The sequence below is a fragment of the Glutamicibacter sp. JL.03c genome (assembly GCF_025854375.1).
Taxonomy (GTDB): Bacteria; Actinomycetota; Actinomycetes; order Actinomycetales; family Micrococcaceae; genus Glutamicibacter.
In genome coordinates, this window is record NZ_CP107575.1 from 2,880,561 (window position 1) to 2,902,102 (window position 21,542).

General features: G+C 60.9%; 18 protein-coding genes and 1 riboswitch. Of the genes, 10 read left to right on the forward strand and 8 right to left on the reverse strand.

What is annotated here, in order from left to right:
- Positions 1–23: 23 nt before the first annotated feature.
- Positions 24–563 (reverse strand): tripartite tricarboxylate transporter TctB family protein, encoded by a 540-nt coding sequence (locus OF385_RS13360; protein ID WP_264275797.1) that lies wholly within the window; start codon positions 561–563, stop codon positions 24–26.
- A gap of 48 nt (positions 564–611) precedes the next feature.
- Positions 612–1,610 (reverse strand): Bug family tripartite tricarboxylate transporter substrate binding protein, encoded by a 999-nt coding sequence (locus tag OF385_RS13365; RefSeq protein WP_264275798.1) that lies wholly within the window; start codon positions 1,608–1,610, stop codon positions 612–614.
- A 152-nt stretch (positions 1,611–1,762) separates the two neighbouring features.
- Here OF385_RS13365 and OF385_RS13370 point away from each other — a divergent pair, with 152 nt between their 5' ends.
- The 6 genes from OF385_RS13370 (at position 1,763) to OF385_RS13395 (ending at position 8,859) form a co-directional block, all read left to right on the forward strand.
- Complete coding sequence (locus OF385_RS13370; protein ID WP_264275799.1) at positions 1,763–2,650, forward strand: LysR family transcriptional regulator; 888 nt, start codon at positions 1,763–1,765, stop codon at positions 2,648–2,650.
- Between the two features lie 192 nt (positions 2,651–2,842).
- Positions 2,843–3,781 (forward strand): 5-dehydro-4-deoxyglucarate dehydratase, encoded by a 939-nt coding sequence (gene kdgD, locus OF385_RS13375; RefSeq protein ID WP_264275800.1) that lies wholly within the window; start codon positions 2,843–2,845, stop codon positions 3,779–3,781.
- Positions 3,782–3,830: 49 nt separating this feature from the next.
- A complete protein-coding gene (locus OF385_RS13380) occupies positions 3,831–5,429 on the forward strand; it encodes an aldehyde dehydrogenase (NADP(+)) (protein ID WP_413468018.1) in 1,599 nt (532 codons plus the stop codon).
- Positions 5,430–5,433: 4 nt separating this feature from the next.
- Positions 5,434–6,759: an enolase C-terminal domain-like protein gene (locus tag OF385_RS13385; protein WP_264275801.1), complete on the forward strand. Its 1,326-nt coding sequence runs from the start codon at positions 5,434–5,436 to the stop codon at positions 6,757–6,759.
- Between the two features lie 140 nt (positions 6,760–6,899).
- Positions 6,900–7,838, forward strand: coding sequence for an AEC family transporter (locus tag OF385_RS13390; RefSeq protein ID WP_264275802.1), 939 nt, complete (start codon positions 6,900–6,902; stop codon positions 7,836–7,838).
- Positions 7,839–7,923: 85 nt separating this feature from the next.
- On the forward strand, positions 7,924–8,859 hold the full coding sequence (locus tag OF385_RS13395) for an AEC family transporter (protein WP_264275803.1): 936 nt from the start codon (positions 7,924–7,926) through the stop codon (positions 8,857–8,859).
- A 243-nt stretch (positions 8,860–9,102) separates the two neighbouring features.
- On the opposite strand, the gene OF385_RS13400 is transcribed toward OF385_RS13395, so the two are convergent.
- On the reverse strand, positions 9,103–10,038 hold the full coding sequence (locus tag OF385_RS13400) for a LysR family transcriptional regulator (protein ID WP_264275804.1): 936 nt from the start codon (positions 10,036–10,038) through the stop codon (positions 9,103–9,105).
- Between the two features lie 102 nt (positions 10,039–10,140).
- Between OF385_RS13400 and OF385_RS13405 the strand changes: the two genes are divergently transcribed.
- From OF385_RS13405 to OF385_RS13415, 3 genes are all read left to right on the forward strand, one after another.
- Positions 10,141–11,418 carry an enolase C-terminal domain-like protein gene (locus OF385_RS13405; protein ID WP_264275805.1) on the forward strand — a complete coding sequence of 426 codons (1,278 nt, stop codon included), beginning with the start codon at positions 10,141–10,143 and terminating at the stop codon, positions 11,416–11,418.
- Positions 11,419–11,435: 17 nt separating this feature from the next.
- Complete coding sequence (locus OF385_RS13410; RefSeq protein ID WP_264275806.1) at positions 11,436–12,383, forward strand: 2-hydroxyacid dehydrogenase; 948 nt, start codon at positions 11,436–11,438, stop codon at positions 12,381–12,383.
- Positions 12,384–12,462: 79 nt separating this feature from the next.
- A complete protein-coding gene (locus OF385_RS13415) occupies positions 12,463–12,906 on the forward strand; it encodes a MarR family winged helix-turn-helix transcriptional regulator (protein WP_264275807.1) in 444 nt (147 codons plus the stop codon).
- 13 nt (positions 12,907–12,919) lie between these two features.
- On the opposite strand, the gene OF385_RS13420 is transcribed toward OF385_RS13415, so the two are convergent.
- The gene (locus OF385_RS13420; RefSeq protein WP_264275808.1) at positions 12,920–16,138 is read right to left on the reverse strand and encodes a DEAD/DEAH box helicase; all 3,219 of its coding nucleotides are present in this window, start codon (positions 16,136–16,138) and stop codon (positions 12,920–12,922) included.
- 135 nt (positions 16,139–16,273) lie between these two features.
- Positions 16,274–16,393: riboswitch (SAM riboswitch) on the forward strand.
- A gap of 30 nt (positions 16,394–16,423) precedes the next feature.
- Here OF385_RS13420 and OF385_RS13425 point away from each other — a divergent pair.
- Positions 16,424–16,975, forward strand: coding sequence for an OsmC family protein (locus tag OF385_RS13425; RefSeq protein WP_264275809.1), 552 nt, complete (start codon positions 16,424–16,426; stop codon positions 16,973–16,975).
- A 75-nt stretch (positions 16,976–17,050) separates the two neighbouring features.
- Here the strand turns inward: OF385_RS13425 and OF385_RS13430 are convergent, their stop codons facing one another.
- The 4 genes from OF385_RS13430 to OF385_RS13445 form a co-directional block, all read right to left on the reverse strand.
- Positions 17,051–18,109 (reverse strand): L-idonate 5-dehydrogenase, encoded by a 1,059-nt coding sequence (locus tag OF385_RS13430; protein WP_264275810.1) that lies wholly within the window; start codon positions 18,107–18,109, stop codon positions 17,051–17,053.
- Complete coding sequence (locus tag OF385_RS13435) at positions 18,099–18,869, reverse strand: SDR family oxidoreductase (RefSeq protein ID WP_264275811.1); 771 nt, start codon at positions 18,867–18,869, stop codon at positions 18,099–18,101. The genes OF385_RS13430 and OF385_RS13435 overlap by 11 nt, the downstream gene beginning before the upstream one ends.
- A gap of 166 nt (positions 18,870–19,035) precedes the next feature.
- Positions 19,036–19,749: a FadR/GntR family transcriptional regulator gene (locus tag OF385_RS13440; protein ID WP_264275812.1), complete on the reverse strand. Its 714-nt coding sequence runs from the start codon at positions 19,747–19,749 to the stop codon at positions 19,036–19,038.
- Positions 19,750–19,775: 26 nt separating this feature from the next.
- Complete coding sequence (locus tag OF385_RS13445; protein WP_264275813.1) at positions 19,776–21,452, reverse strand: L-lactate permease; 1,677 nt, start codon at positions 21,450–21,452, stop codon at positions 19,776–19,778.
- Positions 21,453–21,542 lie beyond the last annotated feature (90 nt).

Consider the following 21,542-nt stretch of genomic DNA (forward strand, 5'->3'; position numbering starts at 1 on the left):
GTGGATATGCCTTTAGTTGCGACTTAGAACAGTCGTGGAATGGAGGTGCCGAATGCGACGATGAACAGGAGATAAAAGACTGCAACCACGATGATCGAGTAGATCGTCGCCGAGCGCCAGGTCTCACCGCCAAGCCATCGCATCCATACGAAGCACAGCAGCAGCGACGGGATTTCAAATCCGATGACCGGCATCAGCAGCGCCATGGCAATGAGCGTTGCAAAGCCAACGAGCGCGAACCAGCTCATGGCACTGAATTTTTCGCCGTCTGCCCCGCCTTTGCGGCCCACCACGATCTGAACTGCTGACATGACCGTGGCAATCAGCGCCACGACGAACGGCCAGGTGCCGGAGTCAGGTTCAGAGGGTGTGCCAAGTCCCAGCCCAATTGACAAGACAATGCCGAAGATACCCAGGGCCAGCACCACGAGGGAGGACGCCAGGTTTGCTACCGGGCCTGCTTTTTCCGGCGCTTCAGCTTCCCACTGGGCTGCTAGTTCCTCCGGGGTCAGTGCCTCCGGGATTTCGTCTTCGTGCGACACATCTGTGCTCTTCGCTTCCATAACAATTTTCCTTGAAATCAGAATCGGATTGGGACCTGGCCCGTTCTGCTACTCGCCGCCCATGTCGATGTCGTATTCCTCGGTCAAAGCCTTGTACTTCTCGGCCAGCTCGTTCCATTCCGTGACGACTTCTTCGCCGGAAATCTCGTGGGCTGTCAGCAATGACTTTTCATTCAGGCCGGTGTAGCCGTCGGTCTTCACCGCATCCTCGATCGAGCCGACGAGCTTTTCCTTGACCTCGTCGCTCAAGCCCTTGGGAGCGGCCACCGCGCGGTACTGGGCGACGGGCACGTCATAGCCCAATTCCTTGGCGGTTGGCACATCGCCCAGGAATTCGTTGCGGTCCTCTGAGAAGACCATCAGCGGAGTCACGGTGCCCGCATCAATTTGCGGCTTGGCCTCGCCGAGCTGGACGGTGGTGACTTGGACCTGGTTGCCCATGGCAGCAGTCAATGCAGGCGAACCGGAATCAAACGGCACGAAAGTACCGTCCAGATCCGCTTGGGCCAGCGTCAGCTCCTGGGCCAGCTGCGATCCGGTACCCACGCCGGTGGTGCCGAATGACAGCTTGTCCTTGCTGTTCTTCACATCATCGAAACTCTTCAGGCCCGAGTCCTTGCTCGCGATCATGACGTAGTCGTCCTGCGAGAGTCCCATAAGGACATCCAGGTCATCGAGGGAAACTGCTTCAGCTTCCGGCACCGTCAGCGAGGTGATGGTGATCAGCGAGGCATTGAGCAGCACCAGGTTCTGGCCATCAGCCGGCTTGCCGGCAATTTCCTTGGTCGCAATGGCTCCGTTGGCACCGGCCTTGTTTTCTACTGGGACAGGGACGCCCAGGGACTCCGACATGCCTTCTGCCACAGACCGGGCAATGAGGTCGGTGGAACCGCCAGGCGCCTGGCCCACTGTCAGGGTCACCGGCCCGCTGGGGAATTCTCCTTCGCTGGAGCCCCCACCGACGTTGCCGCCGCAGGCGGTCAGGGACAGGGCCACGGCGGCTGCCGATACGGACAACAGCGTCCGGCGGAAAGTGCGAGTCTTCATTAAATCTCTCCTGGATTTTCGAGTGTGGTGTATTCGATGTCATAGGGTGCTGTGAAGCTGCTCACTGACACGAGCACTAGACCAGAGTAGAAACGAGATAGGATACATGTCCAAGACCCTATTTGCATGGCATGATGCCTGGAAGGTAAGACTTGTTTACCCTTGATCAGGCCCGCAGCTTCGTAGCCGTCGCCGAAGAACTTCATTTCGGGCGAGCTGCCGAACGGCTGCAAATGACCCAGCCTCCTCTGAGCCGGCAAATCCAGAAGCTGGAACGCATCGTCGGAGTCGAGCTGCTCGAGCGCGACAATCGGCACGTCACGCTCACCGCCGCCGGGGAGGCGTTCCTCTCCGAAGCCAGGCGGCTGGTGGTCGCTGCTGAGCGCGCCCCGGAAAGCGCGCGCCGCATCGCCAGCGGACAAATTGGCGCCTTGCGCATCGGATTCACCGCAGCCACCGGTTTTTCGATGCTCGGCTCCCTGCTCGAAGAGATCGCGTTGAAGATGCCCAACGTCCATCTGGAGTTGACGGAGCTGGTCACCAGCGAACAGGTCACGGCGTTGCTCGACGGCGATTTGGATCTGGGCCTGGCCCGTCCGCCCTTTGACGAAAAGCTCTTCGATTCATCCCTGCTGCTCTCCGAGGGCCTGTTCGTCGCGGTGCCTTCCGGGCACCGCCTGGCCCAGCTGCAACGCGATCTGGTTGCCAGCGACTTGATCAGCGAGCCGCTGATCATGCATTCGGCGACCAAGGCACGCTACTTCTACGATCTCGTCGTCCGGCAAATTGAGATCGAGCACAAGAATGTTCGGCATACGGTCAGCCAGATCCTCACCATGATCTCGCTGGTGGCTGCCGGACACGGGGTGGCTTTCGTCCCGGAAAGCGCCAAGGTGCTCGGCGTCCAAGGGGTGAGGTATTTGCGGCTGATCAGCCCGGTGGAGCACCCGGTGGAGCTGCACGCCATTTGGAATCGCGAATCACGCAACCCCGCGCTGGCCCGGCTGCTCCAGGTCATCAATTCCGATCCGCTGAACTAGGCCATCCACGGCACTGCCAATCACTTGGATCACCGCAACGCTCTTCAATGCTCTGAGGGTATCAATCAATACAACTTAGGGCTTAGACAGGCATAGCTGATTGGTCCTAACCTTGAGTCATATCCACAGCTCTCCTCCGTAAACTCCGCATTCCCGGCCTAGCCGGTCGGCGGGTCGATCAAAGGATTTCTCATGACCAAGTACACCCCTGCTGAACTCGCCGCACAGCTCAAGGACGGCCTGCTATCGTTCCCGGTCACCGCGTTCGATGCAGACTTGAAAGTCGACGAAGCAACCTACCGCAAGCACTTGGACTGGCAGTCCAGCTACGACGTGGCGGGCCTGTTTGCCGCCGGCGGTACCGGCGAAGGATTCTCCCTGAGCACCGAGGAATCCAAGCAGGTCGTGCGCATGGCCGTGGAAGAAGCCGGGGACCGCGTCCCCGTTCTGGCTTCCGCGGGCGGATCCACGCTCCAGGCCATCGAGCAGGCGAAGAATGCTGAAGAAGTCGGCGCCGAAGGCCTCTTGCTGCTTCCGCCATACCTCACCGAGAACGACCAGGAGGGCCTGTACCAGCACGTCTCGGCCATCGCCAAGTCCACCAAGGTCGGCATCATCGTCTACAACCGCGCGAATGCCATCTACTCCCCTGACACCGTGGCGCGCCTGGCCGAGAACCACGAGAACTTCATCGGGTTCAAGGACGCCATCGGCGACATCGAGCACAACACCAAGATGTACGCGAAGAACGGCGACCGGCTGTTCTACCTCGGTGGCCTGCCAACCGCGGAAACCTTTGCGCTGCCACTGCTGCAGCTGGGCATGAGCACCTACTCGTCGGCCATGTTCAACTTCGTTCCGGAGTTCGCGCTGGACTTCTACAAGGACGTGCGCAACCTCGATCGCGCTGCCGTCAATGAAAAGCTGAACCGCTTCGTACTCCCCTACCTGGACATCCGCGATAGGGTCAAGGGCTACGGGGTATCGATCGTCAAGGGCGGCATGAAGGCGATTGGCCGCGATTGCGGTTCGGTACGCACCCCGCTGCAGGACATGTCCGAGCAGGATTTGGCGGATCTGACCACCCTCATCAAGACCGCAGGCATCGTGCCAGCCGGCGCCAGCCTCTAGCACCACGTTCCACGACAAGATCTTTTCAACCGCTGACCAGGGAGCAACTTTGACTAGCATCACCCAGAACCTGACCGGCCAGTCCATCCTCGCAGGCGTTCGCACCGCCGGCAATGGACGCGAAGTACACGGCTACAACCCGGCAACCAACCAGCCGCTGGAACCTGCCTACAGCCTGATCGACGAAGCGCAGCTGAAGACCGCAACCACGGCCGCCGCCGAGGCCTTCGCCTCGTTCCGAGCCTTGGAACCGGCCAAGCACGCTGACTTCCTCGACGCCATCGCCGCGAACATCGAAGCTGTCCGCGACGAACTCGTGGCCCGCGCCATGGCCGAAACCGGCCTTCCCGAAGCCCGCCTGAACGGCGAGACGGCCCGCACCGCAGGCCAGCTGCGCCTGTTCGCCAACGTCGTGCGCACCGGTGATTTCCACGGCGCCCGCATTGATCCAGCCCTGCCAGAACGCACCCCGCTGCCACGCGTCGACATCCGCCAGCGCAAGGTGCCGATGGGCCCGGTTGCAGTCTTCGGCGCATCCAACTTCCCGCTGGCCTTCTCCACCGCTGGTGGCGATACGGCATCGGCACTGGCTGCCGGTTGCCCGGTCGTGTTCAAGGCGCACAACGCCCACCCGGGCACCAGTGAAATTGTAGGCACCGCCATCACCAAGGCCATCGAGAAATTCGACCTGCACCCGGGCGTGTTCTCGCTGGTCTATGGACCAGGTGCTTCGATCGGCCAGGCCTTGGTCTCGGACCCGGCCATCAAGGCTGTCGGTTTCACCGGTTCGCGCTCCGGCGGAGTGGCACTGATGGAAACCGCCGCCAAGCGTCCAGAGCCTATCCCGGTCTATGCTGAGATGTCTTCGATCAACCCGGTAATCTTCTTCGAGGGCGCTCTGGCCGACCCCGAGGCGCAGGCCAAGGCCTACCTGGGCTCGCTGACCGGTTCCTCCGGCCAGCTGTGCACCGCGCCGGGACTGGTATTCGTTCCCGCTGGTGCGGCCGGCGACGCATTTGTGGCTGCCATCTCCGCGCATTCGCCATCCCACTCCGGGCAGACCATGCTGACCTCCGGCATCTACACCTCGTGGGTCGCCGGTGTTGAGGCACTCGGCGCCCAGGAGGGCGTTGAACTTGTGGGCCAGGGCAGCGAGGGTTCCACCGAAAACGCCCCGGCTCCGCGCGTCTTCGCTTCCGGGGTCAAGCAGCTGAATGAAAACCCTGTCCTGCAGGACGAAATCTTCGGCGCCGCTTCACTGGTCATCCGCTACGAGTCCGTTGAAGAGCTGGACTCGGCACTGTCCAAGCTCGAAGGCCAGCTGACCGCAACCCTGCAGTTGGCCGAAGCCGATTACGCACAGGCCGCGGGCATCATCCCCACCCTTGAACTCAAGGTGGGGCGCATCCTGCTCAACGGCTGGCCAACCGGTGTCGAGGTGGGCCACGCCATGGTCCACGGCGGTCCCTTCCCGGCCACTTCCGCACCGCAGACCACCTCGGTCGGCTCGCTGGCCATCGAGCGTTTCCTGCGCCCGGTTGCCTACCAGAATTTCCCCGAAGCTCTGCTGCCTAAGCCAATCGCGCAGGCCAACGAGTGGAACCTGAACCGTCTGGTCGACGGCACCCTGACCGTCGCAGGAGAGTAAGCGCATGACTAACCCAACCATTGTTTCGGTCCAGGTCATCCCGGTGGCCGGCCACGACTCCATGCTCCTGAACCTATCGGGAGCCCATGGGCCATTCTTCACCCGCAATATCGCCATCGTCACCGACTCCGACGGCCGCACCGGCCTGGGCGAAGTACCCGGTGGCGAAGCGATTCGCTCCACCATCGAAGAAGCAGGGGCGCTGATTGCCGGCGCTCCGGTAGCAACCTACCGCTCGCTGCTGCGCAAGGTGTCCTCCCTCTTCGCTGATCGCGATGCGGGCGGTCGAGGCGCGCAGACCTTCGATCTGCGCACCACAGTGCACGCCGTCACCGCCCTGGAATCCGCGCTCCTAGACCTGCACGGACAATTCCTGGGCGTGCCGGTGGCCGAACTGCTGGGCGATGGCCAGCAGCGCGAGGCGGTGCCCATGCTTGGCTACCTCTTCTACGTAGGCAACCCGGACATCACCGACCTGCCATACCTGCGCGAACCACAGGGCGCAGATGACTGGGAGAAAGTACGCCGCGAAGAGGCCATGACCCCTGAAGGCGTGGTCCGCCTGGCCGAGGCCGCGCAGGCCCGCTACGGCTTCAAGGACTTCAAGCTCAAGGGCGGCGTGCAAGAAGGCGACCTGGAAGTTGATGCCGTCACCGCGTTGAAGCAGCGCTTCCCCGAAGCCCGCATTACCCTTGACCCCAATGGCGGCTGGCTGCTGGAAGACGCAATCCGCTTGGGCAAGCGCATGCAGGGAATCGTCGCCTACGCCGAGGATCCGTGCGGCCCCGAAGGCCGTTTCTCCGGCCGCGAGGTCATGAGCGAATTCCGCAGGGCTACCGGCCTGCAGACCGCAACCAACATGATCGCCACCGACTGGCGCGAAATGGCCCATGCGGTACGCACCAATGCCGTCGATATCCCGCTGGCCGACCCGCACTTCTGGACCATGTCCGGCTCTGTACGCGTGGCGCAGTTGTGCAACGAGTTCGGCCTGACCTGGGGTTCGCATTCGAACAACCACTTCGATATTTCGCTGGCCATGTTCACCCAGGTGGGGGCCGCCGCACCGGGAGAGATCACCGCACTGGACACGCACTGGATCTGGCAGGATGGCCAGGACCTGACCGAGAAGGCGCCGAAGATCGTCGACGGCGAAGTCAAGGTTCCAGAAGCTGCCGGACTCGGTGTCACCCTGAATATGGATCGCGTGAACGAAGCCCATGAGTTGTACAAGGAGCACGGTTTGGGTTCGCGTGATGACGCGGTCTCCATGCAGTACCTGATCCCGGGGTGGACCTTCGATTCCAAGAGCCCTGCGCTGGTGCGCTAGCACCAGCGAGCAACTACAAGAAACACCTTGCCCAGGGGGCGGTGGATGCCTGAGCTGAAAAGTTCGCATTCACCGTCCCCCTCGGTGTGCCGCGGCATGTTGCGGAGCTCCGAGAGCGGCATTTTCGGCTTGGAGGCCTGATGCAGGGAGTCTTACAGGGCTTTGCGGTGGTAATCATCCTGATAGGCATCGGTTTTTGCACTGCGCGATTCATGCCGCAGCGCAGGGAAGCCATTGCCAAGGGTCTGACCCCGCTGATCTACTACATCACCAATCCCGCGCTGATGTTCATCCTGCTGGCAGGGACCGATTTGCACGCGGTGGTTGGAGTGTTCACCCCGATCGCCTTGATCACGGCGGTGCTCACCGGCGGCGTGTACGCGCTGCTCGCCACGGTCTTCTGCAAGACGCCGTTGCAGCGCATTCCTGCCGGCGCCATGGCCACCAGCTACGTCAATGCCGGCAATATCGGCGTGCCGCTAGCCCTGTATGCGGTGGGCAGCACCACCCCGGTGGTGTCCGTGCTAGTCGCCCAGCTGCTCATTATCGCGCCGCTGTACATGTGCCTGTTCGCTCTGGTGTCGCGTCGCCACGGCGCCTCGGGTTCGGCACCGCTGGGTCGAACCATCCTCAAATCGGTCGCCAACCCTGTCACCATCGCCACCTTTATCGGCGCCTTGTTCTCATGGTTCCAGATCCGGTTGCCCGAGGTCTTGCACTCCCCGGTGCAAATGCTGGGCGACTCGTCGATTCCGCTGTTGCTCCTGGCCTTCGGCATGTCGCTGTACGGCCAGAAACCCCTGGCAGACAAGGCACTGCGTGGCGAAGTGCTGCTGGGCGCCGGGCTCAAGGTCGTGTTCATGCCAATGGCCGCCTACCTGCTTGCTAGAGTGGTGTTTGGATTGCAAGGCACGGACCTGCTGGGTGTAGTGATCATGGCCGCGCTGCCCACCGCGCAGAATGTGCTGCTTTTTTCCCAGCAGTTCCGGCTCAACCCGGTAGTTCCACGCGAAGTAATCCTGACCAGCACCCTGCTTACCCTGCCAGTGGTTTTGCTGGCCACGTTCTTGCTGACTTAGCCGACGGGCACGCCGCATCCAAGTTCTCATCGGCTCGGTGCCCACCTGCTGGCCGCAGTCTCGACCTGAAATCAACGGGAGAATAATGTACGGCGTCATCGAGGGATTCTTCGGCATCTGGGTCATCATCGGTGTTGGCTACTGGGCAGGGAAGAAGAATCTCTTCGGCGATAATGGGCGTTACATCCTGAATCGGCTCACCTTTTTCATCGCCTCCCCCACGCTGCTGTTCACCACCATTTCCGCTGCGAAACCACACGAAGCGCTCGGACCCCAGTTGTTTATTGCCGGGATTGCAGCCATGGCCGTTTTCCTGGCTTACTGGGTTTTTTCGCGACTGGCTTTCAAGCGCAGCGCCGGGGAACGAACCATTGGTTCCATGGCGGCCTCCACAGTGAACGCCGGCAATCTGGGCCTTCCCATTGCCATCTATGCGCTGGGAGACATATCCCTGGCCGCTCCGATTGCGCTATTCCAGATGTCGGTAATGACCCCGCTTTCGCTGGCGCTCATGGAGAAGGCCACCGCGAAGGGCGGTACCAAATTCGCTGGTGTCCTGTGGCGCACCATCAGCAATCCGATGATCATCGCTTCCGTGCTGGGCCTGCTGTGCTCGATCTACCAATGGCGTCCACCACAGATCATCATGACCCCGATAGAGCTCTTGGCCGGTGCCTCGATCCCGGCGATGCTTCTGGGATTCGGCCTATCCCTGGTGGGGTCCCGGCCGCTGCAGCGCAGTTCCGGGCGGCGTGCTGAGGTATGGGTCGCATCCTTCAGCAAATTGGTTGTGCATCCGCTGCTGGCCTGGGCACTGGCTGCCTGGGTATTCCGGCTGGATTCCACCGGGCAATACATCGCAGTCATCATGGCCGCACTGCCCACGGCGCAGAATATCTTTGTCAATGCTGACCGATATGGGTCGGGTGTCACCATTGCCAAGGACACCGTCCTGCTCACCACGGTGCTGGGAATTCCGGCGATGCTCGGATTTGCTGCGCTGCTATTGCATGTGGGATAGCCACCAGGGCGATGGCCCGCCGGGATTTCCGGCCGGACTAATCGCCTGGCCAACCTGTTGCGTCTTCTGCCTACGCTCATCGAATTCGATGATGGGTTCAGCGGAGTCTGCCGACACGGATCAACCGGAAAGGCTTCGGGGCTCCGCGATTTCGAAGCCTGCAGCGTCGCACTATCTGGCTGCCTAGCCCGCGTCTGGCACTGCTACGGCACAGAGAACTGGCTGCTACCGGTAGTCCGGTTTCTAGCCCCGTTTGTCTCTGATTGCCGGCCCTTCAACCGTCTGGATGGATTGCAGATAGATCTCTTTGAGACGCCGAGCGGCCGGATTGGCATTGGTCTCCTCCATGGCCAGGACAATGTCCGACTGGTTCATGTCCTGAAGCCCCGAAGGGCCCACCAATTCCTCGAATGCCACGGAGTCCGGCGAGTATTCCATGGAACCCGCAGGCACCAGTGAAACTCCCAGCCCCACGGCAACGAGGGAAATGAGCGCAGGAATCTGGCTGGCGATCTGCGTAATCGTCGGCTTGGCGCCGACCGAGTCGAATAGCCGCAGCACAAGCTCGTGGAAATAGCGGCCCTCCGAAGTCGAATACATCATCAGCGGCAGGCCCACCAATTCCTTGATCAACACCCCCTTGCCGGTGACGAGGTAATGGTCCCTGGGCAGTGCTACCACCAGGCGATCCTTCTTCACAAGAGTCGTTTCCACCCCGGCACGATTGGTGAATGGCCTCAGCAGCCCCAAGTCAAGAGTGCCCTTGCTGAGTCCGTCCAGTTGCTCTACAGAAACTGCTTCGCGAAGGACCAGCGAGACCCCTGGAAGCTCACTGGCCGCGGTAGCCAGGAATTCAGGCAACACGGCTTGGCCCGCAACCGCCGTGTAGCCGACCACGACGGTTCCGAAATCGCCGGTGGCCACCCGTGACACTTCCATGCTGGTCTTTCGGCTCATGTCCACGATACGCCGGGCATTGGGCAGCAGCACCTTCCCCGCGGTGGTCAGCTGCACCGTGCGCGAGGTGCGAGTAAACAGCTTGGCCTGCAATTCGCGCTCAAGCAACTGGATCTGTCGGCTCAACGGCGGTTGAGTCATATTCAGCCGCTCCGCGGCCGCGCCGAAATGCAGCTCTTCAGCGACCGCGATAAAGGATTCCAATTGCACCAGAGAAAACATCAATGCGCCTTTTGAATTGAATCTTGCACTTTTTAGCTTGGACAGGTATCGAAAAATCATCATACTGTGATTCAGAACGCAATCTAGAATTGGAGCTTATTCATGTCGACGCCCCGTGCACTCATCACTTCGGTCGAAGTGACCCCGGTAGCCTTCGCCGATCCCCCGCTGCTCAATTCGGTCGGCGTGCATGAGCCCTACGCGCTACGTGCCATTGTAGTGGTGCGCACGGACGCCGGGCACTACGGTTTGGGCGAAACCTACGGCGACGAAGCGCATGTGGCACGACTGAAACGAGCCGGCGAGTTCTTGATTGGCACCGATGCCTTTAACACCAACCAGATCGCCGCACGTGTCGCAGATTCGCTGGCCGAGGACAGCGGCCAGGGAGGACACGGCACCGGTGGCATGGTGACGACAACCTCCTTGGAAGACCGTGTTCTCTCCGCCTTCGACGTTGCTGCCTTGGACATCCAGGGCAAGGTCCTGGGAGTGCCGGTCAGCACGCTGCTGGGCGGGGCCATCCGCGATGAAGTGGAGTTCAGCGGGTACCTGTTCTACAAGTGGGCAGGACACCCTGGCCACGTGGAAGACGACTGGGGCGCGGCACTTGATCCGAGCGGCATCGTGGCCCAGGCGCGCAAGATGGTCAACGAATATGGATTCAAAGCCCTGAAGCTCAAGGGCGGAGTCTTCCCGCCGGATGAGGAAGCTGCCGCCATCGAAGCCTTGCGCGAAGCATTCCCTGATGTCCTGCTGCGCATCGATCCCAATGGCGTGTGGAACGTCGACACTGCGGTGCGCATCGGCAAGCGCCTCGAGCCGGTCCTCGAATACCTGGAAGATCCCTGCCTGTCCATCGAAGACAATGCCCGGGTGCGACAGCAGGTCAATCTCCCACTGGCGACCAACATGTGCGTCGTCGCATTCAACGACCTGCCTCCAGCGCTCAAGGCCGAGGCGGTGGATGTGGTGCTTTCCGACCATCATTTCTGGGGCGGATTGAACCGCTCGCGTCTGCTGGCCGGTATCGCCCAGACGTTCGATCTGCGTCTGTCCATGCACTCGAACTCGCATTTGGGCATCAGCTTCGCGGCGATGATCCAGTTGGCGAGCGCCACCAGGAATATCGACTACGCGTGCGACACCCACTGGCCATGGAAGCGTGCGGAAGATGACGTGATCGTCCCCGGTGTGCTGTCCATCGCCGATGGGCGTGTCAAGGTGCCTACCGCCCCGGGGCTCGGCGTGGAATTGGATGAAACGGCACTGGCGCGCATGCACCAGCAGTATCTGGACGCGGGCCTGACCAAGCGCGATGACACCAGCTACATGCAATCAATCGACCCAGAGTACGAGCTGCAGGTACCGCGGTGGTAGCCCGGCTGCAAGTGGTGGTGACCGATCCAATCCTGGAGCGCCTTTCCGAGGAATTCCTGGCTCAGGCAGGGCAGCACGACTGGCATTTCGCCGCGGCGCTCGCACCAGAGCAGCAAGATGCCCTGCTTGCCTCCTGCGATGTGCTCGTCTGCGCACGGCTCACCGCTGAACAAGCGCGGGGATGCAGCGCGCGCTACGTGCACATTACCGGAATCGGCGCAGACCGCGTTGCGGTGGCCCAGCTGCCCGCTGGAACGATCGTTTCGCGAACAGGCCACCATGAACGGTCCATCGCAGAGCACATCGTGATGGTCTCGATGATTCACCAACGCCGCTTGCTGGAAACAAATCGCGAGTTGCAGGCTGGGGTATGGCGCACCGTCGCCACGGCCCCGGATGTCCCGATGAACCCGACTTTTTCGGGGTTGACCTTCGGCTTCGTTGGCCTTGGCGGGATCGGCGAACAGGCGCTGGCATTGTGCACGGCCCTGGGAGCTCGCAGCGTCGCGGTACGCCGCAATCCTGACGGGGAATTGTCCGCCGGGCTGGACTGGGTCAAGGGCATGGATGCCTTGCCCGAGCTCTTGGCGATCAGCGACGTCGTGGTGCTCGGGGTGCCACTGACTGCGCAGACCACGGGGCTGATCGGCGCACGCCAGCTTGCCCAGATGCGCTCGAATGCGCTGCTGGTCAATGTGGCGCGCGGGGCGGTCATCGACGAGGAGGCCTTGTTCGAGGCGCTGGTCAGCAATTCCATCGGCGGTGCCGCGCTGGATGTCTGGTGGGACGCACCGGCGGGCACCACCGCGCCGGAGTCGGTGCGCAGATTTGCCCAACTGCCGAACGTCATCGCCACTCCGCATAACTCGGGGCACACCTTGGACACCTTCGGATCCAGGGCACGCGAAATAGCTCAGAATATCACTGCCTTTGCCGATGGCCGGACTCCGAGCAACCAGCTCTGAGGCCAAAGGGGAGGCTGGCGGTTAACAATGAGGCTGCCAAAGCGCGTGCGCGGCGCTGATGCTCCGTAGAATGGTATCCATGCAAGACGAGAAGCTGCTGCAATTAGTAGAAGACGAATTCACGGCCATACTATTGCACGCGCGGGAGATGATTATCCGCCGTGCCAAGGCTGTCCACCCTGACCTGCAGGCCCCCGGATATCGGCTTCTTGCGATCGTCATTCGTGACGATGCGCAGCAGCAGGGCGTCTTGGCTGAAAAGCTTCGCTTGGACAAGGCTACGATTTCCCGCCTGGTCCAGCATCTGGAGTCCCTGGCCTTGGTCAACCGAACCCAAGACCCATCGGATGGTCGTGCGCAATTGGTCTCGGCAACGCCGCTGGCCAGGGAGAAGTGGCGTGCCAGTGGCAACACTTTGCGCCAGGAACTGCGCCGTCAGCTGACCGAATGGGAAGCTGACGAACTGCAGAACTTCGGGAATTTGCTGCACCGTTTGAATCTCAGCTTCGACGAGCTTCACTAGGCAGTGCTGCCGGCTATTCCATCAGGGCCAGGAAATCGTCTGCACTCAGCGCCGGGGATTGGCCCGCCTGGGCTTCGTCCCCGAGGACATCATTGAACAGCTGTGTCTTCTTCGCTTGAAGCGCCAGCACCTTGGACTCAATGGTGTCCTTGGCAACCAGGCGATACACGTGGACGGGCTTTTCTTGGCCAATGCGGTGTGCACGGTCAATGGCCTGGGCTTCAGCGGCCGGATTCCACCAGGGATCCAACAAGATGCAGTAGTCAGCTGCGGTGAGATTGATACCAAACCCGCCAGACTTCAGCGAAATGAAGAAGACGGGGAAGTCGCCATCGGTGAATCCCTCGATTAATTCCTTGCGCTTGGCGCCACTGGTCGAGCCGTCCAAGTAGCCATGAGCTATCCCAAGTTCTACGGCGATATCTTTCGCCTTGGATAGGAAGCTGGTGAACTGGCTGAAGACCAGAATCTTATGGCCCTCCGCCACGGCATCGACCATCAACTCACGCAGCAATTCCAGCTTGGCGCTAGCCCCGTCCCCTTCGCCCACCAGCGACGGATCCAATGCCAACTGGCGCAGCAAGGTCAATGACTGCAAGATCTTGAATCTGTTCGAATCAACGTTATCCACCAGGCCAAGGACCTCCTGACGCACACGCTGGAAACGGCGGTCGTAGGCTTTGCGGTGGTTCGCCTCCAGCTCCACTTCCAGGATCTGTTCGGTCTTGGCAGGAAGCTCTGGCACGACTTGCTCTTTGGTACGGCGAAGGACGAAGGGGCGCAAACGGCTTTTGAGCCGATCCAGCCGTTCTTTGTCTCCCTCAGAGATCAGCTTTTGGTAATTATCCTTGAACGCGTTTTGTCCGCCTAGCAAGCCTGGTGCCGCCAGCGAGACCAGAGCCCACAGTTCCATCAGGTTGTTTTCCATCGGAGTCCCGGTGACCACGAATTTGCATGGAACCGGCAACTGACGGGCCTGTTTGTACCCCTTGGACACGTGATTCTTCAGCTGCTGCGCTTCATCCATGATCATGACTGAGAAGCCGGCCGCTTCGAATTCTTCATAGGCCAGCCGGAAAATCGTGTAGCTGGTTACGACCAGCTGGGCATCGCCCAGCTGGTCGGCTACAGTTTGCCCGGCCTTCTTGGTGGTAGAAGTAATGCCCCGTGTCTTGAGGTTGGGGGTGAAACGACGGGCTTCATTGATCCAGTTGCCCACCACGGATGTTGGTGCCAGGACAAGGAACTTCTGATCTGGATTCTCACGGCGAGCCTGTTCGAGACAAGCCAGCAACTGAACGGTCTTACCCAGTCCCATGTCATCAGCGAGGACCCCGCCCAATGAGTGTGTTCGCAGGAAGTTCAGCCATGCGAGGCCCTGTTCCTGATACGGTCGGAGATTCGCTTTGAAGGTCTCGGGGAGTTCCACCTGCTGGAGTTCTTCTCCGCGGGTGAGCTCATTCATGTTTTGCAGCCACTGGTTGTGCTGAGCTTCGATAATGCCCAGATCCAGCAGCTCCTGCCACCAATCGATGCTCAGTTTGTGGACTCGAATAGTGCTGCCTTCGACCTTCCCCAATTCGCCGGCTTCATCAATCAACGTACGCAGCTGGGCGAAGTCCGCACCACTGATGGGAATTACTGTCATGTCTTCAAGCACCAGGTAGTCCAAGTGCAAGGTGAGCGCCGCGAGCAACAGCGCGAAAGGCACCTTGATGTCATCAATAGTGACCTCGACGGTCAGATCGAACCAGTCGCCGGTGTTCTCCCCCGCTTCGATGGAAACCGTTGCTGGGGAGTCGAGAATCCGATATTCAGGAAGCTGGTTGTGAGCTTCAATCAGCATGTCTGGATGTTCTTCCAGCAATGGCAAGATGTAGAGCATGAAGTCGATGGACTCGTCGATAGTCAGCTCTCGGTCAGCGTAGGTGCCGCGTGCCTCCAGTTGGCCCAGAACAGTGGCGTCGCCCAATTTGTCGTTGATCGAGGCGATGATTTCTTTCTCGACGTTTCGCTGTCGTGGTGCCTTGGCGGAGTACATCCACGAAAAATGCAGGCCGACCCCATCGGTGGTGCTGGACATGCGCAGGCGCAGCACGGGACGAGGCGGCTCCGGAATTTCATAAGACACGTCAGCACTCTTCAAAGGCGCCAGCTGACGGATTCTGTCCAAATGCGTTTCTTCAAACCGGCCAACGTCCGAGGAAGGTATGAACTGGACTCCAGAAGCGATGAATGCGCCGAGCTCGGCGGAAACAGGGTCAGCGAATTCGGCCAAGCCCAAGTCTCTTGACCCGGCCAGCGGCTGGGAAGAATATGCTACAAGGGTCGGTGGATTTCCGATGGGCAACAGATGCGTGTGCTCCGGTTCGGGCCCGCGAAGCATCCCCTCGACTGTCAGGCCATGTTCACCCTGTCGTAAGTCCACGTGTGCGTGGGCTAGTTTGTCGCTGAAATTCACTGGTGGCTTGGACGCGACTCCCCCATTAATAATGGCAACGCCGGCCTCTTTGAGGTCCTTGAGCGCGGCCAAAAGGTCTTTTCCGGGCAGTTCCATCAGGGAAATCCAGTCGGTGGTTTCCCAAAAGTGGCCGTACTTCACCTTTTCGGCGTGCTCGCGCAATCGGTTCAGCTCGACAACGGCCCGGCGTTGAGCGCGAGGAAAGCGCTCATCGAAAGCGACCGTTTTCCAGCTCACACCAGTCTGCACCCAAGGGCTCTTGGATCCCTGCTTCGCTGGCCTCGCTTGAAGAGACAGCACGTCATCCCCGCCGTACCGGGGTTCACTGACAACTTTCAAAATCAACCCCAGCGGCTCCTCAACAATTTCTGGGTCTTCGTCGGCAACGGGCAACAGCCGGTTGAGGTTTCGTTCCCACTGCGGAACCACATTGCGTTGCCATCCATAAGGGTCAGCTACACGGTCAGAAACATGGAGCGGATCCTCTGAATCGCTGGCAATTTCCAAAAGCAATGCCGCGACTTCCGGGCAGGAATACTCTGAAGGATGCTCGGTGCAAAAACAATGGAACTCAACGCCATCGTTTCCAATGCGAAACCCCACCATGACTTGTTTGCCTCGAACTACCGCGGTAACTCTGGCGTTTCCGACTTCGACGTAGCGTTCAACATCTTGGACTTTGCCCGTCTCATAGAACAATTGCCCGATGCGAAATTCTTCCTCCGAGACGAGTGAGTCCAAGGAGGAAAGAGTCAGCTGGAATTCCATCATCGCCATCCAAAAGTAGTGCGTTAGAGCGGATTGCTACCCTCCATCCTATCGATGCTCCGGGACAGGACAGTCATGACGAAACATTAAGTGGATACTTTACCGAGCCCGTTGCCGGCAGATAAAAAGGAACTACTGAATCACGAGTTCCACTCCTCAAGGCCCTGGCTGAGTGGACGGCAACCCTCGAGCCATTGTGCGGGGTGCCCCAGGTGAAGATTCGACGCATCTTGAAATCCAAGATCGTAAACGATGGCGCCCCCTGCGCCAGAAAGGGGATGACTCCCCATGCCTCACGCAACAGCAAAACCCTCAGTGGCCGAAGACCGATCACAGCGGCTCCAAGAGGCAGGTGCTGGTTGGGGCGAACGGATCTCCGCCGCACCGCACAGCGCCGCGTTGACCTTTACCGTTCAGGGCGAAGGCTTTGATTCCGTTGCCAGCAATATCCGTGCCGGCAAGCATACCTTTACCGTGGATGAACCGGCAGCTCTCGGTGGCAATGATGTCGCCGCCAGTCCGGTTGAATACGCCTTGGCAGCACTGGTGTCCTGCCAGGTGGTGGTTTATCGACTTTACGCAGAGAACCTGGGCATCCAAGTTGATGACGTGCAAATCACGGCAGATGGGCAGCTCGACGTCCGCGGGCTCTTCGGCATTGATGCCTCCATCCGCCCCGGTTTCTCGTCGGTGGATCTGAAAGTGCAGATTGCCGGTCCCGAGTCCACCGAACGCTACGAGGAACTACGCCAGGCAGTGGATGCCCACTGCCCAGTCTTGGACCTCTTTGCCAACCCGGTGCCGGTGACCACTTCGGTGCAGGTTGTCCAAAGCAACTAGCCCGAGCCGAAGGCGCGATGAACTGTGGGGGCCACTGATTTCAGTGGCCCCCACAGTTCATCGTCCGGCTGAGGATTATTGCTGTTCCCTGAAGTTGAGCAGTACCTTGCCTGAAGTCGAGGAATCCTTGGCTGTTTCAAAGGCTACAAGGCCTTCGGCCACGGGGAACTCGTGGGTGACGGCCGCACCAATTTGCAAGGAGCCATCGGCCAGAGCTTCGAGCACCTGATCGATCTCGCCGTTGAATCGGAAGGAGCCGACGAGTTCCAGCTCACGGGTGATGGCCAGGGAAATCAACGCGGGCTGCTCGCCTGTGGGCAGCAGTCCAACCATGACGACTCGGCCGCCGCGCACCGCACCTCTGACCGCTGATGCCAAGCCGCGGTAGTTGCCACTGGCCTCGATCACCACATCCGCGTTGACCTCGGCGATGGCTTCCTGGTCATCGGCGCGCAAGGTGGAGGTGGCGCCCAGTTCCCGGGCGATAGCCAATGGCTTCTCATGCATATCCACCGCGATGATCTCGCTGGCACCGCCACGCTTGAGTACTGCCACGGCAAGCGCGCCGATCGGGCCAGCGCCGATCACCAGAGCCTTCTTGCCTGAGACATCGCCCGCGCGCGAGACCGCATGCCACGCCACCGCTGCGGGTTCGGCCAGCGCGGCATCGCGCAGCGAGAGCCCCTCGGGCAGTTCGCGCAGCATGCGCGTTGGCAGGTTCACTTCACGAGCGAAGGCGCCTTCGGTATGCGGGTAGCGGGCGGCTGAGCCAAGGTAGGTGCAACCGGGAGAAAGGTTCGGGCGATCGGCCGGATATGGTTCGCCGGTATCCCCGGGCGTTGCCGGGTGCACCGCGATCTTGGTTCCGGCTGCTGGTCCGCTGCCATCGACGGCGGCTTCGATGACGGTTCCCACGATCTCGTGTCCGAGAATCATCGGGGCTTTGAGGATGGATTCCCCGGCGGCGCCGTGGCTCCAGTAGTGCAGATCCGACCCGCAGATGCCGCCGTAGGCGATGGCGATGCGGGCCTGGTCGGGCTTCGGTGCTGGCAGCTCGATCTGTTCGATGCGCAGGTCGCCGGCGGCGTGCGCGACCACGGCCAGGGTCGTGGAAGAAAGGGTGCTAGACGACAACGCTCATGCCTCCGTCGATGAAAATGGTTTGCCCGTTGACGTAATTGGATCCATCCGAGGCCAGCCAGATCGCCGGGCCGGCCAGGTCCTCAACGGAACCCCAGCGGGCGGCCGGTGTGCGGCCCAGGATCCACGAGTTGAATTTCTCGTCGTCCACGAGGTTCTGGGTCATCTCGGTGTGGATGTAACCCGGTGCGATGCCGTTGATCTGCAGTCCTGCGCCAGCCCATTCTGCGGTCATGGCGCGGGTGAGGTTGCGCAGGCCGCCCTTGGCCGCGGTGTAGGCGGAGATGGTGGGGCGAGCCAAGTCGGTTTGCACCGAACAGATGTTGATAATCTTGCCTTCGCCGCGTTGCACCATGCCGCGGGCGACTTCGCGCCCTACCAGGAAGGCGCTGGTCAGGTTGGTTTCGATGACTCGCTGCCAGTCGGCGACGTCCAGTTCAAGCATGGGAACGCGGTGCTGGATGCCGGCGTTGTTCACCAGGATGCGGATCGCACCGATATTTTTTTCGATCGCCGCGATGTTCTCGCGTACGGAGGCGTCATCGGTGACGTCGAAGCAGACGCTGTGGATGCGATCTGCCCCGTAGCGGTTGGCGAAGTCCGCGGCGGTTTCGGCCAGGCGCTGCTCATCTCGCCCGTGCAGGATGATGGTGGCTCCGGCGTCAGCCAGGGCGCGGGCCAATTCGCGGCCGATGCCGCGGGAGGACCCGGTGACTAGGGCCAATCGCCCGGATAGGTCGAAGAGTTGACTCATGAATTCCCTCGCATGGAAGTGTCGATGGTTCATCGACGGGAACTCACCACCGGTAAAAACCAGTGGATGCATCCGAAAATCAGCCCCGTCGCTCTCCCAAAACATATCAGATATAAGGAAGCGATGGTGCTATAAAGTCCGACTTATTTAGTTGTTACGCTTTCAACTACATCGACCGGGTTTGAGTGTAGAACCAGTTGATGTGCTCTTCGAGCAGCTGGGCTGCGCGTTCGCGCTGCCCGGTGGCGAAGGCATGGTGGATGGCCTTGTGCTGGCGGCGCAGCACCTTGACCACCGGCTGCCAGGATTCGTCATCCGGAATCGATGCGGCAACGTAATCGCTGATGGAGTTGCGCAGGGATTCCATCATGGATTCGACCACAGAGTTGCCGGCCATGGACGCAAGCAGCACATGGAATTCGGCATCGATCCGGTGGAAGGCCTCGCGCGAAAGCTGCGCATCATCCATGCGCATGATCAGCACCGCGGTGCGGTCGATGACCTGCTGGGCGTGGATCGGGTCGCGGGGGTTCATCTGCGCGGCCCAGGTTTCCAGCAGGATGCGAGATTCGACAATCTCTCGGACATTGATGCCCTTGGCCGCCAGGTGCAGGCGCAAGGCCTGGGAGATCCCGGCCGATGGGTTGGAGATGATCACCGCCCCGGAATTGGGTCCGGAACCCGTGGAAGTCTTGATAATGCCCATCACGTCAAGGATGCGGATGGCATCGCGTACCGAGGCGCGGGAGATCCCATGCTGCTCCGCGAGCGCACGTTCACCGGGAAGCTGGTCCCCCACAGACAACTTCTCCATACGCAGATCTTGCTCAATGGCCTGAAGCACGATCTGGTACGCACGCGGAGCTGGGTTAATTGGCATCGGATTTATTTTAGCCGGTCAGAGCACTACGGAAGCATCCAGGACAGCACCGGAGTGGACTGCAGGTAGACCAGGCAGCACAGCACCAGCAGCATGCCGACCGACCATCCGGCGACCTTCTTCAGGATCACCGATTCCTGGCCTTCCATCTTCACGCTGGTCGCGGCGATGGCCAGGTTCTGCGGGGAAATCAGCTTGCCGACCACGCCACCGGAGGTATTGGCTGCCACCAGCAGGTGCGGGTCGATTCCGGCATTCACGCCGGCGGTCTGCTGCAGCTTGGCGAACAGCGCGTTGGCCGAGGTATCCGAACCGGTCACCGCGGTGCCGATCCAGCCCAGGATTGGCGAGAGGAAAGCGAAGAATCCGCCGGCGCCAGCCAGCCAGGTGCCCACGGTGATGGTCTGGCCGGACAGGTTCATCACATAGGCCAGTCCCAGGACCGAGAGGATGGTCAGGGCGGCGAAACGCATGTTGTAGATGGTCTTCCCGATCTCGCCCAGGCCCTCGCCGAAGGTCATGGCGTACTTGCCGCCGGAGGTGTTGCGCGAGTAGACGAAGGCGACGATCACGCCGGTGATCAGCAGCAGGGTGCCCGGCGAGGACAGCCAGGAGAAGGTGTACAGGGTCGAGGAGACGGCCTCGCCCTGGGCGTCGACGACCTTGCCGTGCAGGCCCGGCCAGCCGAACTTGAGATCGGTGCTGGCCAGCCAGGCAGGGATGTCGATGCCCAGCTTCCAGAGCTTGGCCAGGCCGAAGATCACGATTACCAAAAGGTACGGGAACAGCGCCATCCAGGTGTTGGCCTTGTCCAGCTTGGTACCGCTCTGCACCGGCAGTGCGGCGGCTTCGGGGGTCAGCACGCGGGTGCGGGCCTCGTCAGCACCCTTCGGAGTCCAGAAGCGCAGCAGGATCACCGCGGCCGCCAGGCCGACCAGCGATGCGACGATGTCGGTCAGCTCGTAGGAGAAGTAGGTGGAGCACAGCCACTGGGCGATGCCGAAGGTGATGCCGATGGTCAGTGTCGCGGGCAGCACCTGGCGCACACCGCGCCAGCCATCGAGGATCAAGACCAGGATGGTGGGAACGAACAGTGCCAGCAGTGGCGACTGGTGGCCGACGACCGCCCCGATTTCCTTGGCCGGAATGCCGGTCAGCGCGCCGGCGGTGGTGATCGGAATGGCCACGGCGCCAAAGGCCACCGGCGCGGTATTGGCGATCAGCACGGCGCAGGCTGCGCGCAGCGGCGAGAGGCCCAGGGCCAGCAGCATGGTCGCGGTAATGGCCACCGGAGCGCCGAACCCGGCCAGCGCCTCGAGCAGTCCGCCGAAGCAGAAGGCGATCAGCACTGCCTGGATGCGGACATCTCCGCCGCCGATGACGTCGAACACGCGGCGCAGGTCCTCGAAGCGTCCGGACTTGACGGTGACCTGGTAGAGGAAGATGGCCATGACCACGATCCAGACGATCGGGAACGCGCCGAACACCATGCCCATGACCCCGGAGTTCAGGGCCATGGCCACCGGCATTTTCCAACCGAGGATGGCGACGATGATGGCCACTGCCAAGGATCCCAGCCCGGCCCAGTGGGCCTTGGTCTTGATCACGGCTAGCAGTACAAAAAAGGTGACGAGAGGAATCAGTGCGATCAGCGCAGAGATCGCAACACTTCCTGCTATCGGTTCTGTGGAGGGAGTAAACACGGTGTGGGCGCCTTTGCTCGAGTGGTGGTCTGACCATATGTGGTCCGACCAATACCGTACAGCGTGAGTGGCATCACAAACAAGTCTTGA

Bases quoted from the DNA above. Each gene is read 5' to 3' on its own strand.
- OF385_RS13405 (WP_264275805.1), top strand. From the start codon at position 10,141: ATGTCGACGCCCCGTGCACTCATCACTTCGGTCGAAGTGACCCCGGTA.
- OF385_RS13400 (WP_264275804.1), bottom strand. From the start codon at position 10,038: ATGTTTTCTCTGGTGCAATTGGAATCCTTTATCGCGGTCGCTGAAGAG.
- OF385_RS13435 (WP_264275811.1), bottom strand. From the start codon at position 18,869: ATGAGTCAACTCTTCGACCTATCCGGGCGATTGGCCCTAGTCACCGGG.
- OF385_RS13425 (WP_264275809.1), top strand. From the start codon at position 16,424: ATGCCTCACGCAACAGCAAAACCCTCAGTGGCCGAAGACCGATCACAG.
- OF385_RS13420 (WP_264275808.1), bottom strand. From the start codon at position 16,138: ATGATGGAATTCCAGCTGACTCTTTCCTCCTTGGACTCACTCGTCTCG.
- OF385_RS13415 (WP_264275807.1), top strand. From the start codon at position 12,463: ATGCAAGACGAGAAGCTGCTGCAATTAGTAGAAGACGAATTCACGGCC.
- OF385_RS13360 (WP_264275797.1), bottom strand. From the start codon at position 563: ATGGAAGCGAAGAGCACAGATGTGTCGCACGAAGACGAAATCCCGGAG.
- OF385_RS13385 (WP_264275801.1), top strand. From the start codon at position 5,434: ATGACTAACCCAACCATTGTTTCGGTCCAGGTCATCCCGGTGGCCGGC.
- OF385_RS13440 (WP_264275812.1), bottom strand. From the start codon at position 19,749: ATGCCAATTAACCCAGCTCCGCGTGCGTACCAGATCGTGCTTCAGGCC.
- OF385_RS13390 (WP_264275802.1), top strand. From the start codon at position 6,900: ATGCAGGGAGTCTTACAGGGCTTTGCGGTGGTAATCATCCTGATAGGC.
- kdgD (WP_264275800.1), top strand. From the start codon at position 2,843: ATGACCAAGTACACCCCTGCTGAACTCGCCGCACAGCTCAAGGACGGC.
- OF385_RS13365 (WP_264275798.1), bottom strand. From the start codon at position 1,610: ATGAAGACTCGCACTTTCCGCCGGACGCTGTTGTCCGTATCGGCAGCC.
- OF385_RS13395 (WP_264275803.1), top strand. From the start codon at position 7,924: ATGTACGGCGTCATCGAGGGATTCTTCGGCATCTGGGTCATCATCGGT.